This window comes from Streptantibioticus ferralitis (genome assembly GCF_029223525.1).
GTDB lineage: Bacteria > Actinomycetota > Actinomycetes > Streptomycetales > Streptomycetaceae > Streptantibioticus_A > Streptantibioticus_A ferralitis.
The window spans coordinates 55,484-74,618 of the sequence record NZ_JARHTQ010000011.1; the positions used below are offsets into that span (position 1 = coordinate 55,484).

At 66.3% G+C, this 19,135-nt stretch carries 18 protein-coding genes; 4 read left to right on the forward strand and 14 right to left on the reverse strand.

Annotation, left to right across the window (positions count from 1 at the left end):
• The first annotated feature begins 12 nt into the window (after nucleotides 1-12).
• Entirely contained in the window at nucleotides 13-747 is a 735-nt protein-coding gene (locus P2L57_RS18560) for a M48 family metallopeptidase (protein WP_275815867.1), read from the forward strand.
• Between the two features lie 198 nt (nucleotides 748-945).
• Nucleotides 946-2,034 carry a hypothetical protein gene (locus P2L57_RS18565; RefSeq protein ID WP_275815869.1) on the forward strand — a complete coding sequence of 363 codons (1,089 nt, stop codon included), beginning with the start codon at nucleotides 946-948 and terminating at the stop codon, nucleotides 2,032-2,034.
• A gap of 492 nt (nucleotides 2,035-2,526) precedes the next feature.
• On the opposite strand, the gene haaN is transcribed toward P2L57_RS18565, so the two are convergent.
• From haaN to P2L57_RS18595, 6 genes are all read right to left on the reverse strand, one after another.
• The gene (gene haaN, locus P2L57_RS18570) at nucleotides 2,527-3,000 is read right to left on the reverse strand and encodes a cyclophane-containing RiPP N-acetyltransferase HaaN (RefSeq protein ID WP_275815872.1); all 474 of its coding nucleotides are present in this window, start codon (nucleotides 2,998-3,000) and stop codon (nucleotides 2,527-2,529) included.
• A gap of 75 nt (nucleotides 3,001-3,075) precedes the next feature.
• Complete coding sequence (locus P2L57_RS18575) at nucleotides 3,076-4,236, reverse strand: FxsB family cyclophane-forming radical SAM/SPASM peptide maturase (protein ID WP_275815874.1); 1,161 nt, start codon at nucleotides 4,234-4,236, stop codon at nucleotides 3,076-3,078.
• A gap of 13 nt (nucleotides 4,237-4,249) precedes the next feature.
• The gene (gene haaA / locus P2L57_RS18580) at nucleotides 4,250-4,450 is read right to left on the reverse strand and encodes a HaaA family cyclophane-containing RiPP peptide (RefSeq protein ID WP_275815876.1); all 201 of its coding nucleotides are present in this window, start codon (nucleotides 4,448-4,450) and stop codon (nucleotides 4,250-4,252) included.
• Between the two features lie 130 nt (nucleotides 4,451-4,580).
• Nucleotides 4,581-7,361, reverse strand: coding sequence for a cyclophane-containing RiPP biosynthesis TPR protein HaaT (gene haaT / locus P2L57_RS18585; protein WP_275815878.1), 2,781 nt, complete (start codon nucleotides 7,359-7,361; stop codon nucleotides 4,581-4,583).
• Entirely contained in the window at nucleotides 7,358-7,498 is a 141-nt protein-coding gene (locus P2L57_RS18590) for a hypothetical protein (RefSeq protein ID WP_275815880.1), read from the reverse strand. The genes haaT and P2L57_RS18590 overlap by 4 nt, the downstream gene beginning before the upstream one ends.
• Nucleotides 7,499-7,605: 107 nt before the next feature.
• Nucleotides 7,606-9,036 carry a DUF6177 family protein gene (locus P2L57_RS18595; RefSeq protein WP_275815882.1) on the reverse strand — a complete coding sequence of 477 codons (1,431 nt, stop codon included), beginning with the start codon at nucleotides 9,034-9,036 and terminating at the stop codon, nucleotides 7,606-7,608.
• Nucleotides 9,037-9,184: 148 nt separating this feature from the next.
• Between P2L57_RS18595 and P2L57_RS18600 the strand changes: the two genes are divergently transcribed.
• On the forward strand, nucleotides 9,185-10,039 hold the full coding sequence (locus tag P2L57_RS18600; RefSeq protein WP_275815884.1) for a hypothetical protein: 855 nt from the start codon (nucleotides 9,185-9,187) through the stop codon (nucleotides 10,037-10,039).
• A gap of 184 nt (nucleotides 10,040-10,223) precedes the next feature.
• Here the strand turns inward: P2L57_RS18600 and P2L57_RS18605 are convergent, their stop codons facing one another.
• From P2L57_RS18605 to P2L57_RS18635, 7 genes are all read right to left on the reverse strand, one after another.
• A complete protein-coding gene (locus tag P2L57_RS18605) occupies nucleotides 10,224-10,673 on the reverse strand; it encodes an HD domain-containing protein (RefSeq protein WP_275815887.1) in 450 nt (149 codons plus the stop codon).
• Nucleotides 10,674-10,688: 15 nt separating this feature from the next.
• A complete protein-coding gene (locus tag P2L57_RS18610; protein ID WP_275815889.1) occupies nucleotides 10,689-11,327 on the reverse strand; it encodes a hypothetical protein in 639 nt (212 codons plus the stop codon).
• Between the two features lie 14 nt (nucleotides 11,328-11,341).
• Entirely contained in the window at nucleotides 11,342-14,245 is a 2,904-nt protein-coding gene (locus tag P2L57_RS18615; protein ID WP_275815891.1) for a DUF8616 domain-containing protein, read from the reverse strand.
• Nucleotides 14,242-14,628, reverse strand: a complete 387-nt coding sequence (locus P2L57_RS18620) for a DUF6507 family protein (RefSeq protein WP_275815893.1) — start codon at nucleotides 14,626-14,628, stop codon at nucleotides 14,242-14,244. Before P2L57_RS18620 ends, P2L57_RS18615 begins: the two co-directional genes overlap by 4 nt.
• Before the next feature lie 68 nt (nucleotides 14,629-14,696).
• Entirely contained in the window at nucleotides 14,697-15,005 is a 309-nt protein-coding gene (locus tag P2L57_RS18625; protein WP_275815895.1) for a pore-forming ESAT-6 family protein, read from the reverse strand.
• 20 nt (nucleotides 15,006-15,025) lie between these two features.
• Entirely contained in the window at nucleotides 15,026-15,358 is a 333-nt protein-coding gene (locus P2L57_RS18630) for a hypothetical protein (protein ID WP_275815897.1), read from the reverse strand.
• Nucleotides 15,359-15,625: 267 nt separating this feature from the next.
• Nucleotides 15,626-16,069 (reverse strand): hypothetical protein, encoded by a 444-nt coding sequence (locus tag P2L57_RS18635; protein WP_275815899.1) that lies wholly within the window; start codon nucleotides 16,067-16,069, stop codon nucleotides 15,626-15,628.
• A gap of 174 nt (nucleotides 16,070-16,243) precedes the next feature.
• On the opposite strand from P2L57_RS18635, the gene murC reads away from it, so the two are divergent.
• Nucleotides 16,244-17,716: a UDP-N-acetylmuramate--L-alanine ligase gene (gene murC / locus P2L57_RS18640; RefSeq protein WP_275815901.1), complete on the forward strand. Its 1,473-nt coding sequence runs from the start codon at nucleotides 16,244-16,246 to the stop codon at nucleotides 17,714-17,716.
• On the opposite strand, the gene P2L57_RS18645 is transcribed toward murC, so the two are convergent.
• Nucleotides 17,713-19,107: a UDP-N-acetylmuramoyl-tripeptide--D-alanyl-D-alanine ligase gene (locus P2L57_RS18645; RefSeq protein WP_275815902.1), complete on the reverse strand. Its 1,395-nt coding sequence runs from the start codon at nucleotides 19,105-19,107 to the stop codon at nucleotides 17,713-17,715. The two genes, murC and P2L57_RS18645, sit on opposite strands and share 4 nt — an antisense overlap.
• Nucleotides 19,108-19,135 lie beyond the last annotated feature (28 nt).

The window sequence follows — 19,135 nt, forward strand, 5'->3', positions numbered from 1 at the left end:
TAGGAATGCCGGGTGAGTACCACGGTTCAGCAGGCGATCGCCGCGCTGCCCCTTCCTGAGGGTTGGCGATGGCGCGTCGACTGTCGGCCCCGGCGCCGGACCCTGGGCATCGAGGTGACACCGGACGGTGAAGTGGTGTTCGCGGTCCCCATGAACGCCGATCCCGGGACGGTCGCCGCTGCGGTCCGCCGTAGGCTTCCTCGGCTCGGGGCCGTAGTGCGCCGTCGTACCACTCGGCCTGGAGAGCCGGTCAAGGAGCTCGTCGTTGGGAGCAGCTTTGCCTATCTCGGCCGACGGTACCGGCTCCGGCTGGTAGAGGCCGGCCCCCACTCCCGGGTCCGGCTGCGGGCTGGATGGCTGGAACTCCCCGAGCCCTCCTCACCGGTCGCTGGGGTGGCCAGCCTCGTGGGCTGGTATACCGAACGGGGGCGGCGTTGGCTTGCCGCCCGTACAGACTCTGTCGAAACGCGCATAGGCGTGCGATCCGAAGGAGTCACCGTGGGTGATCTGGGAGTGCGCTGGGGATCCTGCACCGCTGACGGCTCCATCTCCCTTCACTGGGCCGTCATGCAGCTCCCCCCCGACTTGATTGAATATGTTCTGGTTCACGAGCTCTGCCACTTGAAGGAGCCCGGGCATGGCCCTGCGTTCCGTCGGGAAATGACGCTAGCCCTCCCTGACTTCGCCCGGCGCGAGACGTGGTTCGAGCAAGAAGAACCATTCATGTGGCGCGGAAGCGTCAGGTAGCAATGGAGGGATGCCGTGCTCGCGCAGCGAAACCCGCAGGCCGGAATGATGTGCATCGAGAGACTGGCGTCTGGCCCTGGGAAGGTTTGCTGTGTGAGGGAGCGGGGTACCGTCGCAGCAATTGACGCTATACCGCACGGGGTGCGCCGGACGCAAATGCGTAGCCATTGATCCGCTGTCAGGGGAAAATCCCTGTGCATGAGCGAAGAAGCATCACCCGGCCGCCGCTTCGGCACGGAGTTCGTCCGTGCGCAGCGGGCTCAGCATGGAAAGAAGACTCCGGAACAGCGCGAGCTGTCGTACGACATCGCCGTCAATGACGAGTATGCGCCGTGGCGAGACTGGCTGGACGAGCAGCTTGCTCTTCTGTCGAAAGCCGAAGCGGACGCCTTGGCCGGAAAGCTTTGGTACGACGAGCACTTCTGGGCTGTCATCAACGAGCTTGCGGTCGGCTGCGGGCTTCGAGCCGCAGGCCTGGAGATCGTCTACGAGCAGCGTTGGGGGACCCAGACGCCGGATTGGACAGTGCTGGCACCGGATGGCCAACCGGCATGCCTAGTTGAGGTCCACACGGACAGCCCGACAAAAGAGACGTACGGTCAGATGCGGGCGTGGTCCGGTCTGGCGATGCGGCTGCGGACGATCCCGGTGCCGATAGTGTTGACGCTCGCCCCCATGGACACGCCGCCAGTGCCGCCGAGCCCACAGGAGGCAAAGAAGATAGCCCAGTACGTACGCCGGGAGATCATGCAGCCGTGGCGCCGGAATTACTTCACCTGCCTCAGCTACACCTTCCTGGTCATGGGCGACCGGCGGACCGGCAGCCTGGCGCAGTCCCCGCTGGGGATGGCGGCATGCTTCGAGCCGCCGAGTTGCCTGGCTGGCGAGGTGAGTGCGCATCGGGCTGCAGAGAAGGCCGAGGAGAAGGCCAAGAAGTACCGAACGCTTCAACAGGAGACAGGCCTGCCGCTGGTTGCCGCGATTGGTGCCCACCGCTTCACTGGCCTGGGTCTAGAGCAGCTCGATAACCTGCTGGCAGGTAATCCCACGATGACGCTCCAGTTCAATGCAGGAGATGCCTACCTCGGCAAGCCGATCCAGATTGACCTGAACAAGCCGCGGAAATGGCAGATGCCGTCGGATCTTGCGGGGGTGCTATGGGTTGGTAACCAGTTCCCGTTCGGCGACCTGGCCTGGCGCCCTAACCCGCGCGCTGTGCAGCGGGTGCCCGAGGCGATGAGCCAGCTATGGTTGTCGCGCGAGCGGCAGGCACCGAAGACTCCGTAAGGCAGCTCCAGTGTCCGCCCTGTTGGAGTCGACCTCGCATTGCTAGGCGTCGTCGTCGGGCAGAGGCGGAACCTGGTGGCGCTGCCGAGGGAATTCAAGTTCTTGTGAGACCTCGGGGCTTGCATCACCCCGACAACGTCGCCTGGCCCTCCTCGCACCGTCGTGTCGCCTGCCTTGCGGTGTTGCCTTCTACGACGATGGCTGTGTAGTTGTTACTCAGGCGGGTCCCAGAGCCCGGGCGGCGGGTCAGGTATCCAGCCCCAACGCGGGGCCCTCACGAACTCTTCGGTCACGCGGGTACAAGCCCCTGGTACGTGCGCGTACCGCGTGGGTGAGATCAGGGTCGTGTCTGCGGGGAAGCGCTGCCATTCCCGCCTCGGCCGTGACGTACGAAGTGCCTTCGACGTGGAGCCGTCGGTTGGGCGGTTACACCCGAGTCCAACGATGCGGCTGCATCTTGCGCAGCGCTCTTCTTCGCTACCGCGTTCATCATCATGCCGTATTGGTGTCGATGCGGTAGACGATCTTTCCGTCGAACTCGGCGAATCCGAGGGATCGGTAGAAGGATCGTGCGTCTGGGTTGTCGTGGTCGGTCATCCACTCGATACGGCTGCAGCCGGGGCGTGCGGCGGCGAGGGTGCGGAGTTGGTTCATGAGTTGGGCGCCGATGCCTTGTCGGCGGAGGGTGTCGCGGACGTAGAGCTCTTTGAGGAAGAGGGAGTGGGAGGAGCCTGCTGCTGGCCAGAGGAAGGAGTAGGCGGCGAGGCCGACGAGGTCGCCGGCTTCGTCTTCGACCAGGAGAGCGGATGCGAGCGGCGGTGATCCGAAGAGGGCTTCTTCCACTTGGGGCCGGCGTTCTTCGAGTGGCTGGATTTCGGTCGATCCGTAGAACCGTTCGATCTCCTCGATCAGTTCGGCCACGGCGAGGATGTCCCGCTTGTCGGCGGGGCGGATCGTCACGGTCATCGTCGTCTCCTGTCGTTCTCCGGTCGCTTTACTCGCTTGCTCCAACGCGTGATCCCCTGTGGGGGTGCGGCGTGGCTAGGGGGACGGTGCGGAGGGTGCGTGCGGATTCCAGCCGTGCTGCCGCAGGGAGTTGTGGACGTGGCGTATGAGGTGCTCGAGGTCACGGCAGTAGACGGAGGGATTCTGGTAGCCGCGGGTGGTGCTGAAGCGATGGGGGAGGTAGCCGCCGCCGCACACGTCCACGAGCGCGCAGCGCTGACATTTCTCGGCCAGCGCGGTAATGCCGTGTTCCCGGTGCTGAAGCTTGGGATGGCGAAGGGCGTCGTCGAAGGGGTGGTTGGCGACGTTGAGGCCTAGCCAGGAGGCGCCTTCCTCGACGGATCGCAGGGTGTCCACGCCTTCGATTGTTCCGTCGGACTCGATTACGACGCTGGTTGGCGGGGCGAGGCCGAGGGTTTCCACTGAGCCGTGTACGCCGGAGCTGAGCGCGACGATGTCTTCCAGCATTCGGACGCTGTGCCGGTGGTCGGGCCGGGCGAGCCAGGTGTCGTAGACGCGGCTCATCCACAGCCCGTATTCGGGCACGGTTGGGTCGTTGCGGTGGGGCGGTTGGTCGTGCGTTCCGTGTGGCAGGTTGAAGTCGATCACTGGGGGGTCGAATGATCCCAGGTAGTCGTGGACCTGCACCGGGTCGTTGGCCAGGTCTACGACGGCGAGCAGTCCGGCGAACAGGTGCGGTCGGGACCGCAGGAGTTCGATGCCGTGTACGGCTGAGGCGGCGCTCGATCGCGAGGCGTGAGTGAGCCGGTGTCGGTCGTTCGCGGCTGGTGGCCCGTCGAGGCTGACGCCCACGGCCACCTCGTACTGCTCGAAGAGGTTGAGCCACGCCGTCGTGAGGAGCGTCCCGTTGGTCTGGAGCTCGAAGCGGACTGCCGTATCCGCGGGTATCCCGTGACGGACAGTGCTGAGCAGGTTGGCCATGTGGCGGGGACCGGCGAGCAGTGGTTCGCCACCGTGCAGCACGATATGCACCGTAGGCAGGGCGTGCGCCGTGATGTGCTCACTGATCCGTCGACCTGCCGCTCGGGCTACGTCCAGGCTCATGCGGGCGGGAAGGTGCCGCCACGCCTGGTCCGTGGAGTTGAAGACGTAGCAGTAGTCGCAATCGATGTTGCAGCGGTTCGCGACCTTGAGGATGAACGTCTGAAAGGGTGCGGTGTCTTCCAGCGGTGTCATCGAGCGGTAGCGCTCACAGTGGCCAGGGCAAGATGATCGAGGCTGCGTGGGAGCCGTCGCCGACGCGGTTCGTCGCGGCCTGCTCGGCCGCTAGCCGCTGCCGGACACGGGCAGCGACACGGTCCAAGACCGCCGTGCCCTGTGCCGCCTGCGCGGGCTCGGGGCCGACGGTAGCCGAGGCCTGTGGCGCGGGAGCAGACGTGGGTGACGGCATTCAGCGCTCCTCGTGATGGGCACACCGTGGCAGACCGGCACAGTGCGACGGCGGTGGAGACGACAGCTGAGCTGGCAACGTAACAGCCGTACCGCCCGCGGCGGCATACGGAAACCGGTCACATGCCTGGCTATCCGGGCTGCGATGCCAGCAGTCGCTCGATGCCCTCGGCCGCCGGGCCTGCGCCCAACCTCCGGTATGTGGCCAGTGCTTCACGCAGCGAGCCTGCGGCCTGAATGGGCCTGTCGACCGCCCAGTCGCAGCGGCCGATGCCTTCCAGCGCCCGTGCTTCCTCCAGCGGGCAGCGGATGTCGCGGGCCACAGTCAGCGCTCGCTCGAAGTGTTCGCGGGCGGCGGTCTGGTCACCGCAGGTGCGCAGCAGCGATCCCCAGTGGTTCAACACCTCAGCTTCGCCGTACCGGTCACCCAACTCGCTGAGGATCTCCAGGCTGCGCTGGAACGCCTCCACAGCGCCGTCGCGCTCTCCGATGTTTCCGAGAGCCGCTCCAAGCTCGCTCAGCGAGGCGGCCTCGCCCCCGCGACTGCCCAGATCGCGATACGCGTCCAGGGCTTCTTCCAGCAGCCGGATCGCCTCCGTGGCGTTATGGGAGACGCGCTCCAGTGCCCCGAGATGACGGATGCTGTTCGTCCGCCCGAACCGGTCGCCGAACTCGGTGAAGAGCTCGAGTGCCTGGGCGTGGGCGTCCCGGGCACCGGCGAGATCACCGGTCAGTCGCCGCACCACGCCCAACTCGTTGAGGGCGTAGGCCTGGTGGTGCCGGTCGTCGAGCTCCCGGTAGATGTCGAGCGCTTCGCGGTGTTGTCGGGCGGCTCGGTCGTACTCGCCCAAGAAGCAGTGCACCGCGCCGAGGTCCCGCAGCGAGTTGGCCTCCCCGTAGCGGTCGTTCAGCTCGCGGTAGATTGACAGGGCTTCGCTTTGCGCCTCCACGGCTGCGTCGAACTGACTTGTTTGTCGGCGCACCATGCCGAGGTCCGCGAGGGCGTTGGCTTGGCCGAGCCGGTCGCCGAGCTCGCGGTAGATGGCGAGGGCCTCGCTCTGGGCTCGGGCCGCGGCCTCGTTGTCCGCGGTCAGGTACCAGACAATGCCCGCCTGGTTCAGGGCGTCCGCCTTTCCGCGCCGGTCGCCGACCGTCTCGTACTGTGTCACTGCCTCGTTTAGGGCTTCGGTCGCTTCGGGGTAGGCGGCCATGCAGCGTCGTACGACTCCGAGTTCGGCCAGCGCGCCGGCGAGGGCCCGCCGGTCGCCGGTGTGCCGAGCGGCTTCGGCTGCCGTCCGGTGCAGGCCGACGGCTTGGTCCCAGGGGCCGGCCTGCCGCAGGAAGGGAGCCATGGCCGCGGCCAGGCGGATCACCAGGTCGTGCAGGGCGAGGCTGTTCGCCCGCCGGATGCAGGACAGAATGTTGGGTCGCTCGTTCTCCAGCCAATTCAGCGCCGCTGTACGCGTCTGGATGGGTGGGGTCTCTACCGGCGAGGCGTTGTCTAGCGCGGGCGGAGTGACCGCGTCGCCGCGGGCGATGTGGTTGTTCGCTGCGGCGAGCGCGGCCAGGTAGTAGGTGCACACACGCTGGACGGCCTGAACGTGGTCCATGCTGGCTCCCTCGTCGGCGAAACCGCGGGCGTAGTCGCGTAAGAGATCATGAAGCCGGTAGCGGCTCCCTGGGTGTTCGTCGATCAGGTGGGCGTCGTAGAGCGCGTCGAGGTGGCTACGGGCCGCTGCCACCGGAACCAAGCCGAGCGCGGCCCCGACGTACGCGTCGAGGTCCGTACCAGGGTAGAAGCCGAGAGACTGGAAGAAACGTTGACGCTCTGGCGTGAGATCCCGAAAGGACAGATCGAACGTCGCGGTGACCGCGCGCTCCCCGGCGCGCAGTTCCCCCAGCCGATCCCGGGCCGCCACCAGCCGCTCCCGTAGGTCCTCGGCACTCCAGGACGGATGGTGCCGCAGTCGTGCCGCGAGCAGCGACACCCCCAGCGGCAGGTATCCGCACAGCCGCACCAACTCTTCCAGCACGCCCCGGTCGAGGGTGTCGGCCGACCGCCCGCTGAGCCGTACGAACAGGTTGACCGCGTCGTCCGGCGGCAGCGCATCCACCGGCAAGACCACCTCCTCGTGCGCCGCCAGCCGTTTACGACTGGTCACCAGCACCAGACAGCCACCGCCACCTGGAAGCAGGGGCTCCAGCTGCCGGTAGCTGGCCGCGTTGTCGAGGATGAGCAGCGCCTTCTTGTCCGCGAGCCGACTCCGCCATATGGCGGCCCGCGCCTCCGTGACCGCGTCCACGTCATCGCCGACCGGGATCTGCTGAGTCGGCACACCGGCAGCCGCCAGCAGCGAGGCCAGCGCTTCGACAGCCTGCACTGGGCTGCGCCCCGGCGTGTGCCCGTTGAGGTTCACAAAGAGCTGACCATCTGGAAACCGCTCCGAGAGCACATGCCCGGCGTGGACCGCGAAGCTGGTCTTCCCAACCCCTGCCATCCCGTCGATCACATGAACGGGCAGCGCCTCGCCCCTCTCCTGCGACGCCCGCACCGACACCTCCAGCCGCTCCAGCTCGGCGGACCGATCAGTGAACGCCGCAGAGTCGCGCGGCAGCGACCGCAGCACCAGCGCGGCACCTGGAGGACCCGAGTCATCCTTCGGTCGAGGCAACTGCTCGGGGCTCAGCGTCGGCCCACGGCTCTCGGACAACGCGGCGAGCAACGCGGTTAACCCGACTGTCGCCACGCCCAGCATGACGAACGAGAGCCAAGGGTGCCGCTGTATCCATCCCAGCCATCCGGGCCAACGCGACTGGCTGGACACCGCGTTCGTGACGAGCCCTACGAGCATTGTCGTCAGCGCGCCACCACCGGCGACGACGGCGATAGTGATGCCCTGGCGGAGCCTCATGCGCGCGCCGCCACGATGGTCACGAGCCTGTACATGTCCGCCTGGCCGCCGTCTGCCCGAAACAGCGCACGCAGATCCGATTTGATCACGAAGGCCACCCCCCAGTCCGACAAGTCGACTCCCAAGCGGAGCAGCATTCGCGGACCGTGGTCAAGGTCGACACCCAGGCAGGCCGCCGCTCGACACACCGTTCTGCACCAAGGGCCACGGCGCCAACAACAGGATGCTGCGTCGGATCAGCAGATCATCGGCCTTGCGTTTCGTTTGCGGGACGAAGATGGCGCATGAGCTGTTGCAGTGCTGTCCAGCTGGAGACGGACGGGCTCTCGCTGAGCGGGTAGTACAGGCCGGGGAGCTCGGCGCAGCCGAGCACCTGCACGGCGACCGGCACGGGCGCGTGGCGGGCGTGGTGGAAGCCGACTTCCTGGACTGGCTTGGGGCCGATGGCGAAGGCGAGGGGGATGGGAAGGTCTTCGAAGTGTCCGGGGGCAGTGAGGTCCCGGCGAGCTGCGCGGCGTTGCGCGAGCAGGGAGTGCAAGTTGTGCTCGGTGGCCAGTTGGGCAGCCAGGTCTGGTAGTCGGTCGAAGGGCGGCTGTTCTCCTTCGGCGTAGCCGAGGGCGATGGTGACGTCTTCTTCGACGCCTGCGGTGGTGCGGGCGATGCGCATGGTGGCGATGGCAGGGCGGTCGGGCGTTCCGACGGCGACGATCCAGGTGCCGTCGGGGACGCGCCTGCGGGCGAGGCGGGTGATGTCGGGGCGGGACCAGGGCAGGTTGGCGGGTTCAGCGGTGGCCCAACCCGATGGGGGCGTACCAGTCAGGGTGCGCCAAGCGGTCTCTAGTCCACCGCCGAGCAGGAGTTGTTCGTCGGCCGGGTGGCAGGTGCGGAGCGAGAGGAGGAGTTGGCTGTCCGCTGTGACGTCGACGTCGCAGAAGGCACGAGCTACTGGCACCTCTCCCGGTGGGTTCCCAACGGGTGTGAAGGCGCCATCGTGCCAGTGGAGTTCGGTTCCGAACAGTCCGTCGTAGTAGCCGCCCGCAGGGTTGCGTACCACCCAGCGGTTCGGTGGGCCCATGAGGGCGGTCCGGGTCGGCAGGCTGAGCCGTGTGCTCGGTGGGGTGACGATCTGCAGGGCGCGGTTGCTGACCAGGCAGGAGCGGAAGGTGTCGGACAGCCACGAGCTCATGGGGACCACAGGGCGGTCTTGGATGACGACGGCTGCACGGTCGGTGAGCACGTCGACGGCGGGCTGGACGGCGGCTGGTGTTGGCGCCGAGGTGGTCTTCGCGTCGACGGGCGTAAGGGCCTGTGGCGGGAGGGCGGTGTCTGGTGGCCAGACGGTGCCGTCGAGGTGGTCGGCGAGGTGGCTGGCGAAGGTGGCGGCCGCACGTCCGGCCTCGTCGACGGCGGTCGATGCGCGCGCTTCGACCCACCAGATGGGGATTGAGGTACAGGCTACGTCGGTGCCGAGGAGGCGCGTGGTCTCGCCAGGTACCTGGATGAGGATGGGCGCTTCGACCGATATCAGAGGTCGGCCGCCATCGTCGCAGAGTTGGAGGACGGCGCCGTCCGCGATGGACTGCAACCGAAGGTCTGGTCCCGCGGCCATGAGGGCGTTGATGATGCTGCGGGTGTCGGGCATGCGCGGGGTGAGGGCGATGACGTCCTTGGTCACGCGGAATTCTCCTGGGCTAGGGCGGTCCCGTGGGGCGATCTACATGTCTTGCGGGTGCTGCGTTGCCGACCGGGTGCCGCGCGACAATGGGCGGATCGGTGGACCAGGCGGATGGCCATGAGCGCCGTCCGGCTGGTAGGAACAAGCAATGACGGGTGCGGACAACCGGGTCGCTGCCGATGTGCGGGCGCTGATCGCCGACTTGCTGCCGCTGCTGGCCCCGCACGCAATGCTCGACGCCGACACCGGTCTGCTTGTCCTGCCCGTTGGCACGGCGCACGCCGACATCTCCCTCGACTCCATCACGGCAACCTGCGCGGCTACGCCTGCGCATACCTGGCCGACCCGCGTGCAGCTGTGGCTCGCCGAGAAGGCCGCTGAGGTGACTGCGGCACTGGCGGAACGGGAAGGGTACGGTCCGGTAGAGCAGTTGCTGCGTGCCCAGGTCACTCCCCGATTGCCGGACGGCGAGCGGGAGCGACTGATGTGCACGCCGTACGGGGATCTGCTGGACATCGTGATCGTCCTCGACCACCCAAACGGCGGCTGGCTCACCCGGGAACGTGCCGAGCAACTGGCTGTCACAGATCCCGGCACGCGCGCCCTCGCCAACACCCTCCCCGCCGAACTCTCCGCTTGCACCGTAACCGACCGTCAGTTGACCACGGGTGGGCCGGTCCGTGTCATCGGCCGACCGGGCAGTCCGTATGTCACCAGCGCGTTGCTGGACATCGAACGCTTCCTGCCCGGCCCATGCCCATCCGGTCTCCTGATCGCGCTTCCCCGCTACAGCGAGATCCTCCTGCACCCCGTCCATCCCGCAAGCTTTCGGTCAGCCGCTCGTGCACTCGCTGATCTCGCGCGGCGCACGTACGCGGACGCCAATGACCCTTGCAGCGACCGGCTGTTGTGGTGGGCGCAAGGGTCCCTGTATGCGCTCGACTTCAGTCGGCTCACACGACGGCCGAGAGTGCCACGACCGCTGCGCGCCTTGATTCACTAGCGGCACCACCTGCACAACCAGGTTCAAAAGCTCGGCTACTGACTCCGCCGTCGCGGACCCGGCGCTCAGCCCGAACGGCCTTGAAGGACCGTCGTTCCCCGCCGCCGCGACCTCACGCGCAGCGCGTCCCACCCCGCCGAAGTGCTGCCGACTTTCAGCAGCGGACCGTCGATATCCTGTGCTCTCAGCCCGTACCCAGACCGAGGAGCTGCCGTACCCGCGCGTACTTCGCCCTCAGCCGGTCGCCAGTAGCTTCGTCGAGAAGTGCGAGACGCTGCGGATCGGCATTATGCGCCAGGTCAGCTTCTTTGATCAGTAGAGCGCCTGGCGTGCTGAGGATCCGTGCCGTGTACGCCTCCAGTGACTCTCCCGGCCGTTTGGTCACAGCCAGGATCATGTCCTTGGTGCCCTGAGGCAACGCAGCCTCGGCCAGCTGCTCCCTGGACAACACCCCGTCCTCAACGGCGTCATGTAGCCATGCGGCTGCTATCTGCTCTTCTGAGCCGCGCCGCTCCGCCACGCCGCTTGCGACGGCGGCGAGGTGTTCTGCGTAGGGTCGGCCTGCCTTGTCAACTTGGGTGGCGTGAAGACGGCGAGCCAGGTCCTCAACCTCGGTCAAGGTCATATCAGTCATACGCGTAGCCTACGATCAGTGCTGGGTGCCGATTTCCCGGGTGACGGCTTCGACGAAGGCGTTCGCTTCCGACTCGGTAATCTCTACGTGATCCACTTCATTGTGGCCGAGCTCGTAGAGCCGGAGGTACTCCGTGGGTTCCCAACGCAGATTTCGCGTGAAGGCCTCATCGTATTCGACTCCATCGGCGACCCGGCGTCGGACGATTCCCCGCGGGTTGCCACGCGAGTAGCCTTCACCGATCTTCGCGTAGTATGTCACCTTTTCTTGTGGGAATTCGCGCATCAACTCTTCGTTAACGCGGTCAAATTCTTCCATCGGCAAGGTCACGGGGGTGAAGTTTGCTGCTCGAGCATGCGTGATGAAGTCGTCGGGGACCGATACCCCATATTCGCGAACGAAGTATCCCCAGTACGTAGGCCACGCCCATTCGCCGTCGGTGGAGAAACCGAACGGCACCACTGCCCCCTTCGAAGGGGCGAGCGGATCGGTGATGTTGGAAGTCGCAAACAGTGCTGTCGATCCGAGCATGTACTCGGACAGTGGCCCCCTCAAGTCGGCTGGGAGCCGGTCCAGCCGACTGCTCAGGGAGATCTGCTGGAACGCCGCCTGGTCCGCAGTCTGGATCTCTTCGAACGCTGGTAGTACACGCATGAGAGTTATGCCCTTTACTGATCGACAGCCCACTTGGAGCGCGGGAGCTCTTCGACGTACCCCCCGGGGTAATACCGGTAGAACGAACCGCGTAGTCCTGGTATATGGCGGGGCAAGAGGTTGAGCTCTCTTTCGACTCCAAGTCGCCCGTATGCGTCCACGTAAGCGTAACCATCTGGCGCTACGACCGGAACCCCGAGGTCCCGGGCAAGCTGTCCTGCAAAGGTTCCGTCCAGGTGGCCGGTGTTGCATGATATCAAGCGGATAGGAGTTCCAGGTTCGTAGTCGGCACGCCTGCGGATGACGTCGGCCAACTCTCTCGGAGAGAGTTCCCGCCCGCCTGCAGTGTCCATGATGGTGTTGTGCATCGTTCCGTGGGCGACCACGTCATAGTGGCCTTCCAAGGGTTTTGCCTTCAGGAAGCTCGTGTAGAAGCGGTCACCCTTGTCCATGATGGAAAATCCGGGATGGCCGTGTCCTAGCGAGTGCGTCTGGGGCGTCGGGGTAGGCGTTCCCCTGTTTTCCAGCCCGTCTGCCACGGCGTTACCACTGTCGTGCACGGCGTGCGCAGCGGAACCGTCATGGTGCTCCGCTCCTGTGTGTCCGGCGTGAGTGCCGTGATCGTCACCGGAACTGTGCCCACCGCTGGACGCGTCGGTGTGCTCATGGCGCAGACCGAACCCGCCATCGTGTCCGCGAGGTGCGGGGTTTCCGGCGTGACCAGTGGAACCTTCCGGGCCTCGGTCGGGATGCTCAAGGTGGATGTATCCAGCATCATGAGGGACGGGGACTCTCCCGAACACCTCTTGCTTTTCGGCCCTGATGGAGGTGAGCTCTTCGGGAGAGACGCCCGGGAGGCGCTCCCTCTCATAGAGGCCGTGGCTGTCCATCTTGGCGGCGAAGCTCTCGGGCGTGTGGAACTGCACCTCGAAGATCTGGCCCGTGGCTGGGTCGCGCCACGTGGAGTTGATCCCCTTGTACCCCGAGCTCTCCCACGTGTTCTTGAACGTAACGTTCTCAAAACCTCGGCCGTGGAGATCGCTTACGGCTTGCTCGACGCCATGAACGTAGTTGTCGGCGGGGATCTCCACGGTGTAGCGCAAGGAATCCTTGATGCTGGCCAGTGCCCGCTCTGGCGTGAGCCTCGGGTCTTCGAACATCGCCGTGGCGATCTTGCGCTTGAGTGACTCTTCGCCCTTCAGCCTGAATTCGAGACCGTTGAGCTTGCCATGGTGGATGTCGTGCGCGATCGACTGCACCGCACCGGTGACGTGCGGCTCGGTGGATATAGCCCGGCCAAGGAAATGGTCCGTTGCCGCATTGGCTTCCGGGCTCAACCTGAGCCCGTTCGGTCCTTCCCAGGAGCCATCCGGGAGGTTGCCCCGAGGCTCCGCAGATGCGGCGTGGATGCCCGGGTGATCGTGACCGGCCCCAGCTCCCCCTTCGTCCCATAGCGGGTCACTGGCATGATCGAAGGCTGCCCGGTCCGCCGAACTCGGCATGTCGTGGCTCGCAGGGGCGGGCGAGTGCGAGCTAGCGTGATCAATAGCCTGAGGGGCATCGTGTCCCGCATGGGTGATCGCCAGTTCGTGAGGGTTGACGGCCTCGATGGTCGTGCCGTCGGTGAAGTGCCATTCTCCGTTTGTATGGAGTACCGAGCCGTCTACGAACTTGAGTGAGCCATCGGGGAGTTCGACACCGTGAAGTTTGGTGAGCTCGTCGAGCCCTTGGACGTCGCCCATCCGGAAGTGGTCGATGGCGGCGGCGATGTCAGAAATCCTCGGGAGTGTGCCGACCACGTGACCGACGCCCTTGCTGATGTAGGTCATCGGGTCGATGATGCGACCGGCCTTCCCGAGGGCGGCGGCAGTCTTGGCGGCCATGGCGAATCGTCCGGCTTCGCCAGCCTCGCCGAATTTCGTCAGTGGCCCAGCGGCTATCGTCACGCCGTTGAAGAGCGTTGAGCCAGCCGCGCGGACTGGGTTTGTCTTCCACTCGTCCCAGGCGACCATGCTCTTGGCGAAGTTGAGCGCCACCTTCTTGTCGTCCTGCATCCATTGAGGCAGTTCCCCAGTAGGCAGACCGGAGACACCGCCGGGATCCATGCCGTTCGCGACGGAGTATGTGGCGGCCGCGGGGTTCGGGCCGAAGCGGGCGATAAATCCGATCGCTACGTGGCCGAGGCCGTCCCAGGACTGGGTGAAGGTATGCCAGCCCGCGAAGGGGGTCAGGTCGTACAGGCCTTTGAGTAGGGACCAGCCGCCGTCAATGACGAAGCCGTTCAGAAAGACCCCGCCCCAGTGCCAAACGTCGTAGCCGCGGTAGGTCTGCTCTACAGGACCGCCCCACGGCAGACCTTTGGCATGGTCGAGCATGTCAGCGCTGTAGCCGTACATGTTCGGCTTGTTGGAGCCGTCGTTGGCGATGAGGATCGTGCCGCCGAAGATCTTCTCAATCTTGTCCGTCGCCGTGCGCGCGGCGTCGTAATAGGCGGCAACGGCGGCGTTGACGTCGTCCCACAGGTCGTTGTGTTCCTTGACTCTGTCGTGGTTGGAGCGCCAGTGGGGATGGCCTTCGATGCTCTGGCGGAAGGCTGTCGCCTTGTGTCGGAGGTCCTCAAGTCTGCTCGCGATAGGTCGCACCGTCTGCGCGTACTCCACCAGCGCGTCCGACACCGTCGCCAGGCTGTCGCCGAACGTCTTGGCCGCCTCCGCAACCGGCTTGGTGGTGGCGAACAACTGCTCTGCTTCGGGAGCCTCGTAGTACGCCGACAGCCCTTGGAACTTGGCGTGAACGTCCCCGCCGGTCTTGGAGATGTTGCCGCCGTCAGTCTTCAAACCTCTGGCATCGGACTCTAATTGATCCAGATCCCCAGTAAATCTCGGGATATGGTCCGGATCGATCAGGTTCTGTGTCACTTCTTGTCCTGCGGAGCGAGATGGAACGGTGGAATGCGGGTGCCTTCCAGTGCCTTGCTCTGTGCCTCGGCAGCCATCTGCTCATCGCCGATCGCGTACTTGTTCGATGCGTTCTGGGCGCCGTCGATGGACTTGCCAGCGCGGGTGAACACGAACTTCAGCGCGGCCTCGGTAGCCAGAGCGAACTGGCCAAGGGCGGCCCCAACAGCCCCGATCGCGCCGTCCTCAGTGCTGAGCTTGCCAGCGTGGCCGGCGGCGTGCTCCAGATTCTTGGCGTAGGACTTCGCCTCGCCCTCGAGCCCTCCTGCTACCTCGCGTGTTGTCGCAAGGACCCCGTCCACCCCCGCGGAATCGATGTTCCACTTCCCCTGCGGATGCGACATGCCTGTGTCCGTCCCCTCCCCGTGCGTCCTCAGCGTCTCTATCCGAACCGGTGCTGTGCAGATCCGGGTCAGCCGATCGCGTCGACCGAGGCCTTCGCCTGCGACAGGGTCTGCTGCGCGGTGCCGTCGTTCTTCTCCAGCGTGGATCGCACGAGGTGGATGATCTGCCGCACCTCGGTGGCCGCGCGGTTCCAGCGCTGTTCCTTGGCGTGGTACTCGTCCGAGACGCCGTCGGCCTGGAAGTCGGCCATCGCCGCCTTCACCTGCCCGTCCCGCGCGTTGATCACCGTCTCCAGATGGGAGATGACACCCGCCAGGTTCGTCTGCGCCTCGCCGGACGCGGCGGTGTCGTAGCTGCGGCGGTCAGTGTTACCCATGAAAACAGTCCCCCTGCGTGTCAGCGGCCGGAGAACCGGGCCGCGTCGAAGTTGGCCGAGCTCATCGACGACCGGGCATCGTCCTGCATCTGGGTGTCACCCGTGGCGAACGACTTGTGCATACCGCCCTGACCACCCAGGATCGAACCCAGCGCACTGTTCAAATCCGCAGTGATCCGGTCAGACTGGGTCTTGAAGGCGTCGAACGCCGCCTTACCCGCGCCGTTGAACTTCCCCTCCAATGGCTGTGCCGCCGCGATCAGCTGCTTGATCAACGATCCCAGATCCTCGTTGGACCCCTGGGTCTGCTTGATCAGAGTCGACAGCGTGGTGTTGCCCATGTCGAACTTCACGTTTGCTTCCCCACTCCGCGCGAGTACTGGCCTCAACTTCCGTTCCTGCGAGGTTAGTTTGCCGCAGTCACAGGAGGGAGCAAGCCTATCTTCCAGCTCGGTGTGACCACGAGGCGTCTCCTCGCCGAACCGCGCATCCCGGCCTTTCGCTGCCTCTGAGAGGGCCTGCATGCGGGAGCTGCTGTTCTGGGCAGCGACGTTGGAGCGAAGCCAGCGTGGGCTGAAGCGCACCCTCAGAGGGGGTGACCGGGCTTTGGCCAGGTGCCGCTACGTGGGCAGTTCGGTGTCTGACGCTAGCGTGTTCAAGGGCCTGTGGGCGGAGGTTGTGTAAAGCACGAGTCGGATGATGGTGCGTAGGTAGTGCTCGGGCGTGGTGTCCTGCTCTGCGGCGCGGTGGGTGAGTGCGGTCAGTTCGGCGGGGGTCAGGAGTTGTCCCAGGGGCATGGTGTGCCAGGCGGTGGTCAGGCCGAGGTCCGAGGTGTTGATCGGCTGGCCGAGATGCTCGGTGAGCAACGTGGCGAGGATGTGCGGGATGGGGGGACGTGGGATCTCTCCGATGCGGATCCAGCGGCCGATGCGTGAGGTATCGACGGCGATTCCCCGGTAGCCCATGGTGCGGGCACCGTTGTTGATGGTCCGCGCGGTGTGGCTGTTGCTCCATTGGGCCAGGGCCAAGGCGTGCGCGAGGCGGTAGTTGGGTGTTCGGGCCACGGTTCACTCTCCTCGAAGGCAGCGGAGCGGGGGTTGCGAATGCTTCGCAACGGCGCAGGCCGTAGCGACAGGTCGGATGATGCCGCGACGGTGGAGGTGCGGCGGCCGCTCGTGGACGCCGACCTGTGGCGGCAGCCCGAGAAGTGCTGCCGACGACCTCAAGGAGCTGTCGTCATGACAGAGACCAAGTATGTGGAACTGCCAGGCCCGGAGCGTGACTTCGATTGGCGGCGGCCGTACTTCGTGGGGATCGGTGGCGTGGGGATGGCGCCACTGGCGGCGATGTGCCGGGCACACGGCTCTGCGGTGGCTGGGCACGACCGACGAGAAAGCCCGGCCATCGGAGCTCTGAAGGAACGCGGAGTACAGGTCACCATCGGGGATCGTAGGGAGGCCGCGTGGGCGGATCTGGGACGGTCGAGCGTGGTGGTGCGCTCCACGGCCGTCCGCGACGATGATCCGCTGCTGCAGGCGGCCCGTCAGGCTGGCATCCCGGTAGTGCACCGTTCCGATCTGCTCGCGGAGTTGATGGCCGGTCACCGGCCGGTCGCGGTCGCCGGAACGCACGGGAAGACGACGGCGTCGGCGATGCTGGCCCGAGCCTTGGAGGAGGCGGGCGGCGATCCGTCGTACGTCTTTGGCGGGGATACTGAAGGCCCTTTGTCGGGCGTCCGGGTATCTCCATATGAGTCGGTGTTCGTCGCGGAAGCGGACGAGAGCGACGGCAGCTTCACACGCTACGCCCCCAGTGTGGGGGTGGTGTTGAACGTGGACGACGATCATCCCGAGAGGTACGCCGGGGTGGACGACGCGGTGGAGGCGTTCATCGGCTTCGCGGCGACGGTGCGCGAGGGCGGGACGCTGGTGTGCTCGGCGGATGATGCCGGTGCCCGCCGCGTTGCTGAGGCCGCGTCCGCGCGAGGCTTGGTCAATGTGGTGCTGGTCGGTGAGGCGGATGACGCCCACTGGCGCGTCCTCGATGTGACCGCGGCCCGGGATGGGCTGTCCTCGCAGGTGGTCGTATGTGGTCCGGAGGAGAGCGTGCATTCGTTCACGGTGCACACGCCCGGTCGGCACAATGCGGGCAACGCGGTGGCCGCACTGGCCGCGGGCGTCGCGCTTGGGTTCACCGCGGCTGATCTGCTCCCTGGCTTGCAGGCGTTCGCCGGAGTGGAGCGTCGCCTGCAGGTGGTAGGGGATGCCCGAGGTGTGGTGTTGATTGATTCCTTCGCGCATCACCCGACGGCGATCACGGCGGATATCGCCGCCGCCCGTGCGGTGGCGGGCGACGGCGGCCGGGTGATCGTGGTGTGCCAGCCGTCCGGGTACGGCCGCGTGCAGGCCCTGGCGCGGGCGCTCGGACAGGCCTTGGCCGCGGCGGATGAAGTGTTTTTGCTGAAGTTGCACGACCTCGTGGGAGATCCGGTGCCAGGGGTCGACAGCGAACTGATCGCCGGGTGCTTGCGTGATTCGGCTCGTCATGCTGCTGTTCAGGTCCGCGAAGGGCTGGCGACGGTCCGTGCGTTGGACGCGGTGGTGAAGCCGGGTGACGTGGTCTTGACCACGGGGCCTGGGCAGGAGGTCACCCGTGTGGCCGAGGGCACGCTGTGTGCCCTCGCCAGCGCCGTCTTCGCCCCTGTGGTCTAGGCCGCGGGGCTGGGGTCGGTCTGCACCAGTGCCTCGGCCAAGGTCTGCAGACCGGCCCCACGCGACGCCTTGACCAGCACCACGTCGCCTGTCCGCAACGATGCGTTGAGGAGTTCGCGAGCGGCGCCCTGATCGGCCAGATGCGTCGCGGAGACGCCAGCGGCCGATACGGCATCGTGCAGCCATCGCGCTTCCTTCCCGCCGATGGTGATGACCAGGTCCAAGCCCAACTTCCCGGCTAGAGTGCCGACTTCCTCGTGCGCGCTGCGGGTGTCTTGGCCCAACTCGCGCATCTCACCGAGGACGGCGATGGCGCGCCGTCCGCCTCGTGCCATGGCGGCCAGGGCTTTGAGCGCGGCCGCCATGGAATCGGGGTTGGCGTTGTAGGCGTCGTTGACCACGGTGACACCGTCCGGCCGGTCGGTGGTCTCCATGCGCCAGCGCGACTGGGGGGTGGCGGTAGCGAGGCGTGCGGCGATCCGGTCCAGGCGCATGCCCGCCTCACGGGCAACGGCGGCAGCCGCCACCGCGTTGGAAACGTGGTGTTCGCCGACGAGTTGCAATGCGACTCGGGCGGCACCCTCAGGGGTGCACAGGGTGAAGTGCGGCTGGCCACTATCGCTGAGCTGGACTCTCTCAGCGCGGATAGTGGAGTTGGGAGCCTGGCCGAAGGTGACGAGCCGGGCTTGGGTGCGGGTGGCCATGGTGTGCACGAGGTCGTCGTCGGCGTTGAGCACGGCCAAGCCGCCAGGCGGGAGGGCTTCGACGAGTTCGCCCTTGGCCTGGGCGATGTTGTCGCGGCTGCCGAATTCTCCGACGTGGGCAGTGCCGACGTTCAGCACGACGGCGATCTGCGGGCGGGCGATGCGGGTGAGGTCGCGGATGTGGCCGATCCCGCGAGCGCCCATCTCCAGCACCAGATAGCGGGTGCTCTGCGTGGCGCGGCTGATAGTGACGGGCAGACCGATCTCATTGTTGAACGACTGGTGGGTGGCCACCGTCGGAGCAAGATCGGACAGCAGGTGGGCGATGAGGTCCTTGGTGCTGGTCTTGCCCGCGGACCCAGTGACGGCGACCACATCGGTGCGGTTGAGTTGGTGGACCAGGTGCTGCGCCAGACGGCCGAGCGCGGTCAGTACGTCGGGTACGACGATCGCGGGGACGCCGACCGGCCGGGTGACCAAGGCCGCTGCGGCACCGGAGGCGATCGCGTCGGGAGCGTAGGCGTGGCCGTCGGCCTGCTCGCCGCGCAGGGCGATGAACAGTGAGCCGGGCTGGGCTTCCCGGGAATCGAAGACCGCCGGGGCATCCACGATGGCCATGGGATCGGGTGCGTCGTGGAGGTTGCCGCCAACGATGTCGGCGATGCGGGTCAGGGGGATGGGCAGCACGGGGCCTTCTTCCTGTCTGGGGAGGGGG

What these genes read in the sequence shown, in the direction of transcription:
- P2L57_RS18565 (WP_275815869.1), top strand. Translation starts at nt 946, where the DNA reads ATGAGCGAAGAAGCATCACCCGGCCGCCGCTTCGGCACGGAGTTCGTC.
- haaN (WP_275815872.1), bottom strand. Translation starts at nt 3,000, where the DNA reads ATGACCGTGACGATCCGCCCCGCCGACAAGCGGGACATCCTCGCCGTG.
- P2L57_RS18575 (WP_275815874.1), bottom strand. Translation starts at nt 4,236, where the DNA reads ATGACACCGCTGGAAGACACCGCACCCTTTCAGACGTTCATCCTCAAG.
- haaA (WP_275815876.1), bottom strand. Translation starts at nt 4,450, where the DNA reads ATGCCGTCACCCACGTCTGCTCCCGCGCCACAGGCCTCGGCTACCGTC.
- haaT (WP_275815878.1), bottom strand. Translation starts at nt 7,361, where the DNA reads ATGAGGCTCCGCCAGGGCATCACTATCGCCGTCGTCGCCGGTGGTGGC.
- P2L57_RS18590 (WP_275815880.1), bottom strand. Translation starts at nt 7,498, where the DNA reads ATGCTGCTCCGCTTGGGAGTCGACTTGTCGGACTGGGGGGTGGCCTTC.
- P2L57_RS18600 (WP_275815884.1), top strand. Translation starts at nt 9,185, where the DNA reads ATGACGGGTGCGGACAACCGGGTCGCTGCCGATGTGCGGGCGCTGATC.
- P2L57_RS18605 (WP_275815887.1), bottom strand. Translation starts at nt 10,673, where the DNA reads ATGACTGATATGACCTTGACCGAGGTTGAGGACCTGGCTCGCCGTCTT.
- P2L57_RS18610 (WP_275815889.1), bottom strand. Translation starts at nt 11,327, where the DNA reads ATGCGTGTACTACCAGCGTTCGAAGAGATCCAGACTGCGGACCAGGCG.
- P2L57_RS18620 (WP_275815893.1), bottom strand. Translation starts at nt 14,628, where the DNA reads ATGTCGCATCCGCAGGGGAAGTGGAACATCGATTCCGCGGGGGTGGAC.
- P2L57_RS18625 (WP_275815895.1), bottom strand. Translation starts at nt 15,005, where the DNA reads ATGGGTAACACTGACCGCCGCAGCTACGACACCGCCGCGTCCGGCGAG.
- murC (WP_275815901.1), top strand. Translation starts at nt 16,244, where the DNA reads ATGACAGAGACCAAGTATGTGGAACTGCCAGGCCCGGAGCGTGACTTC.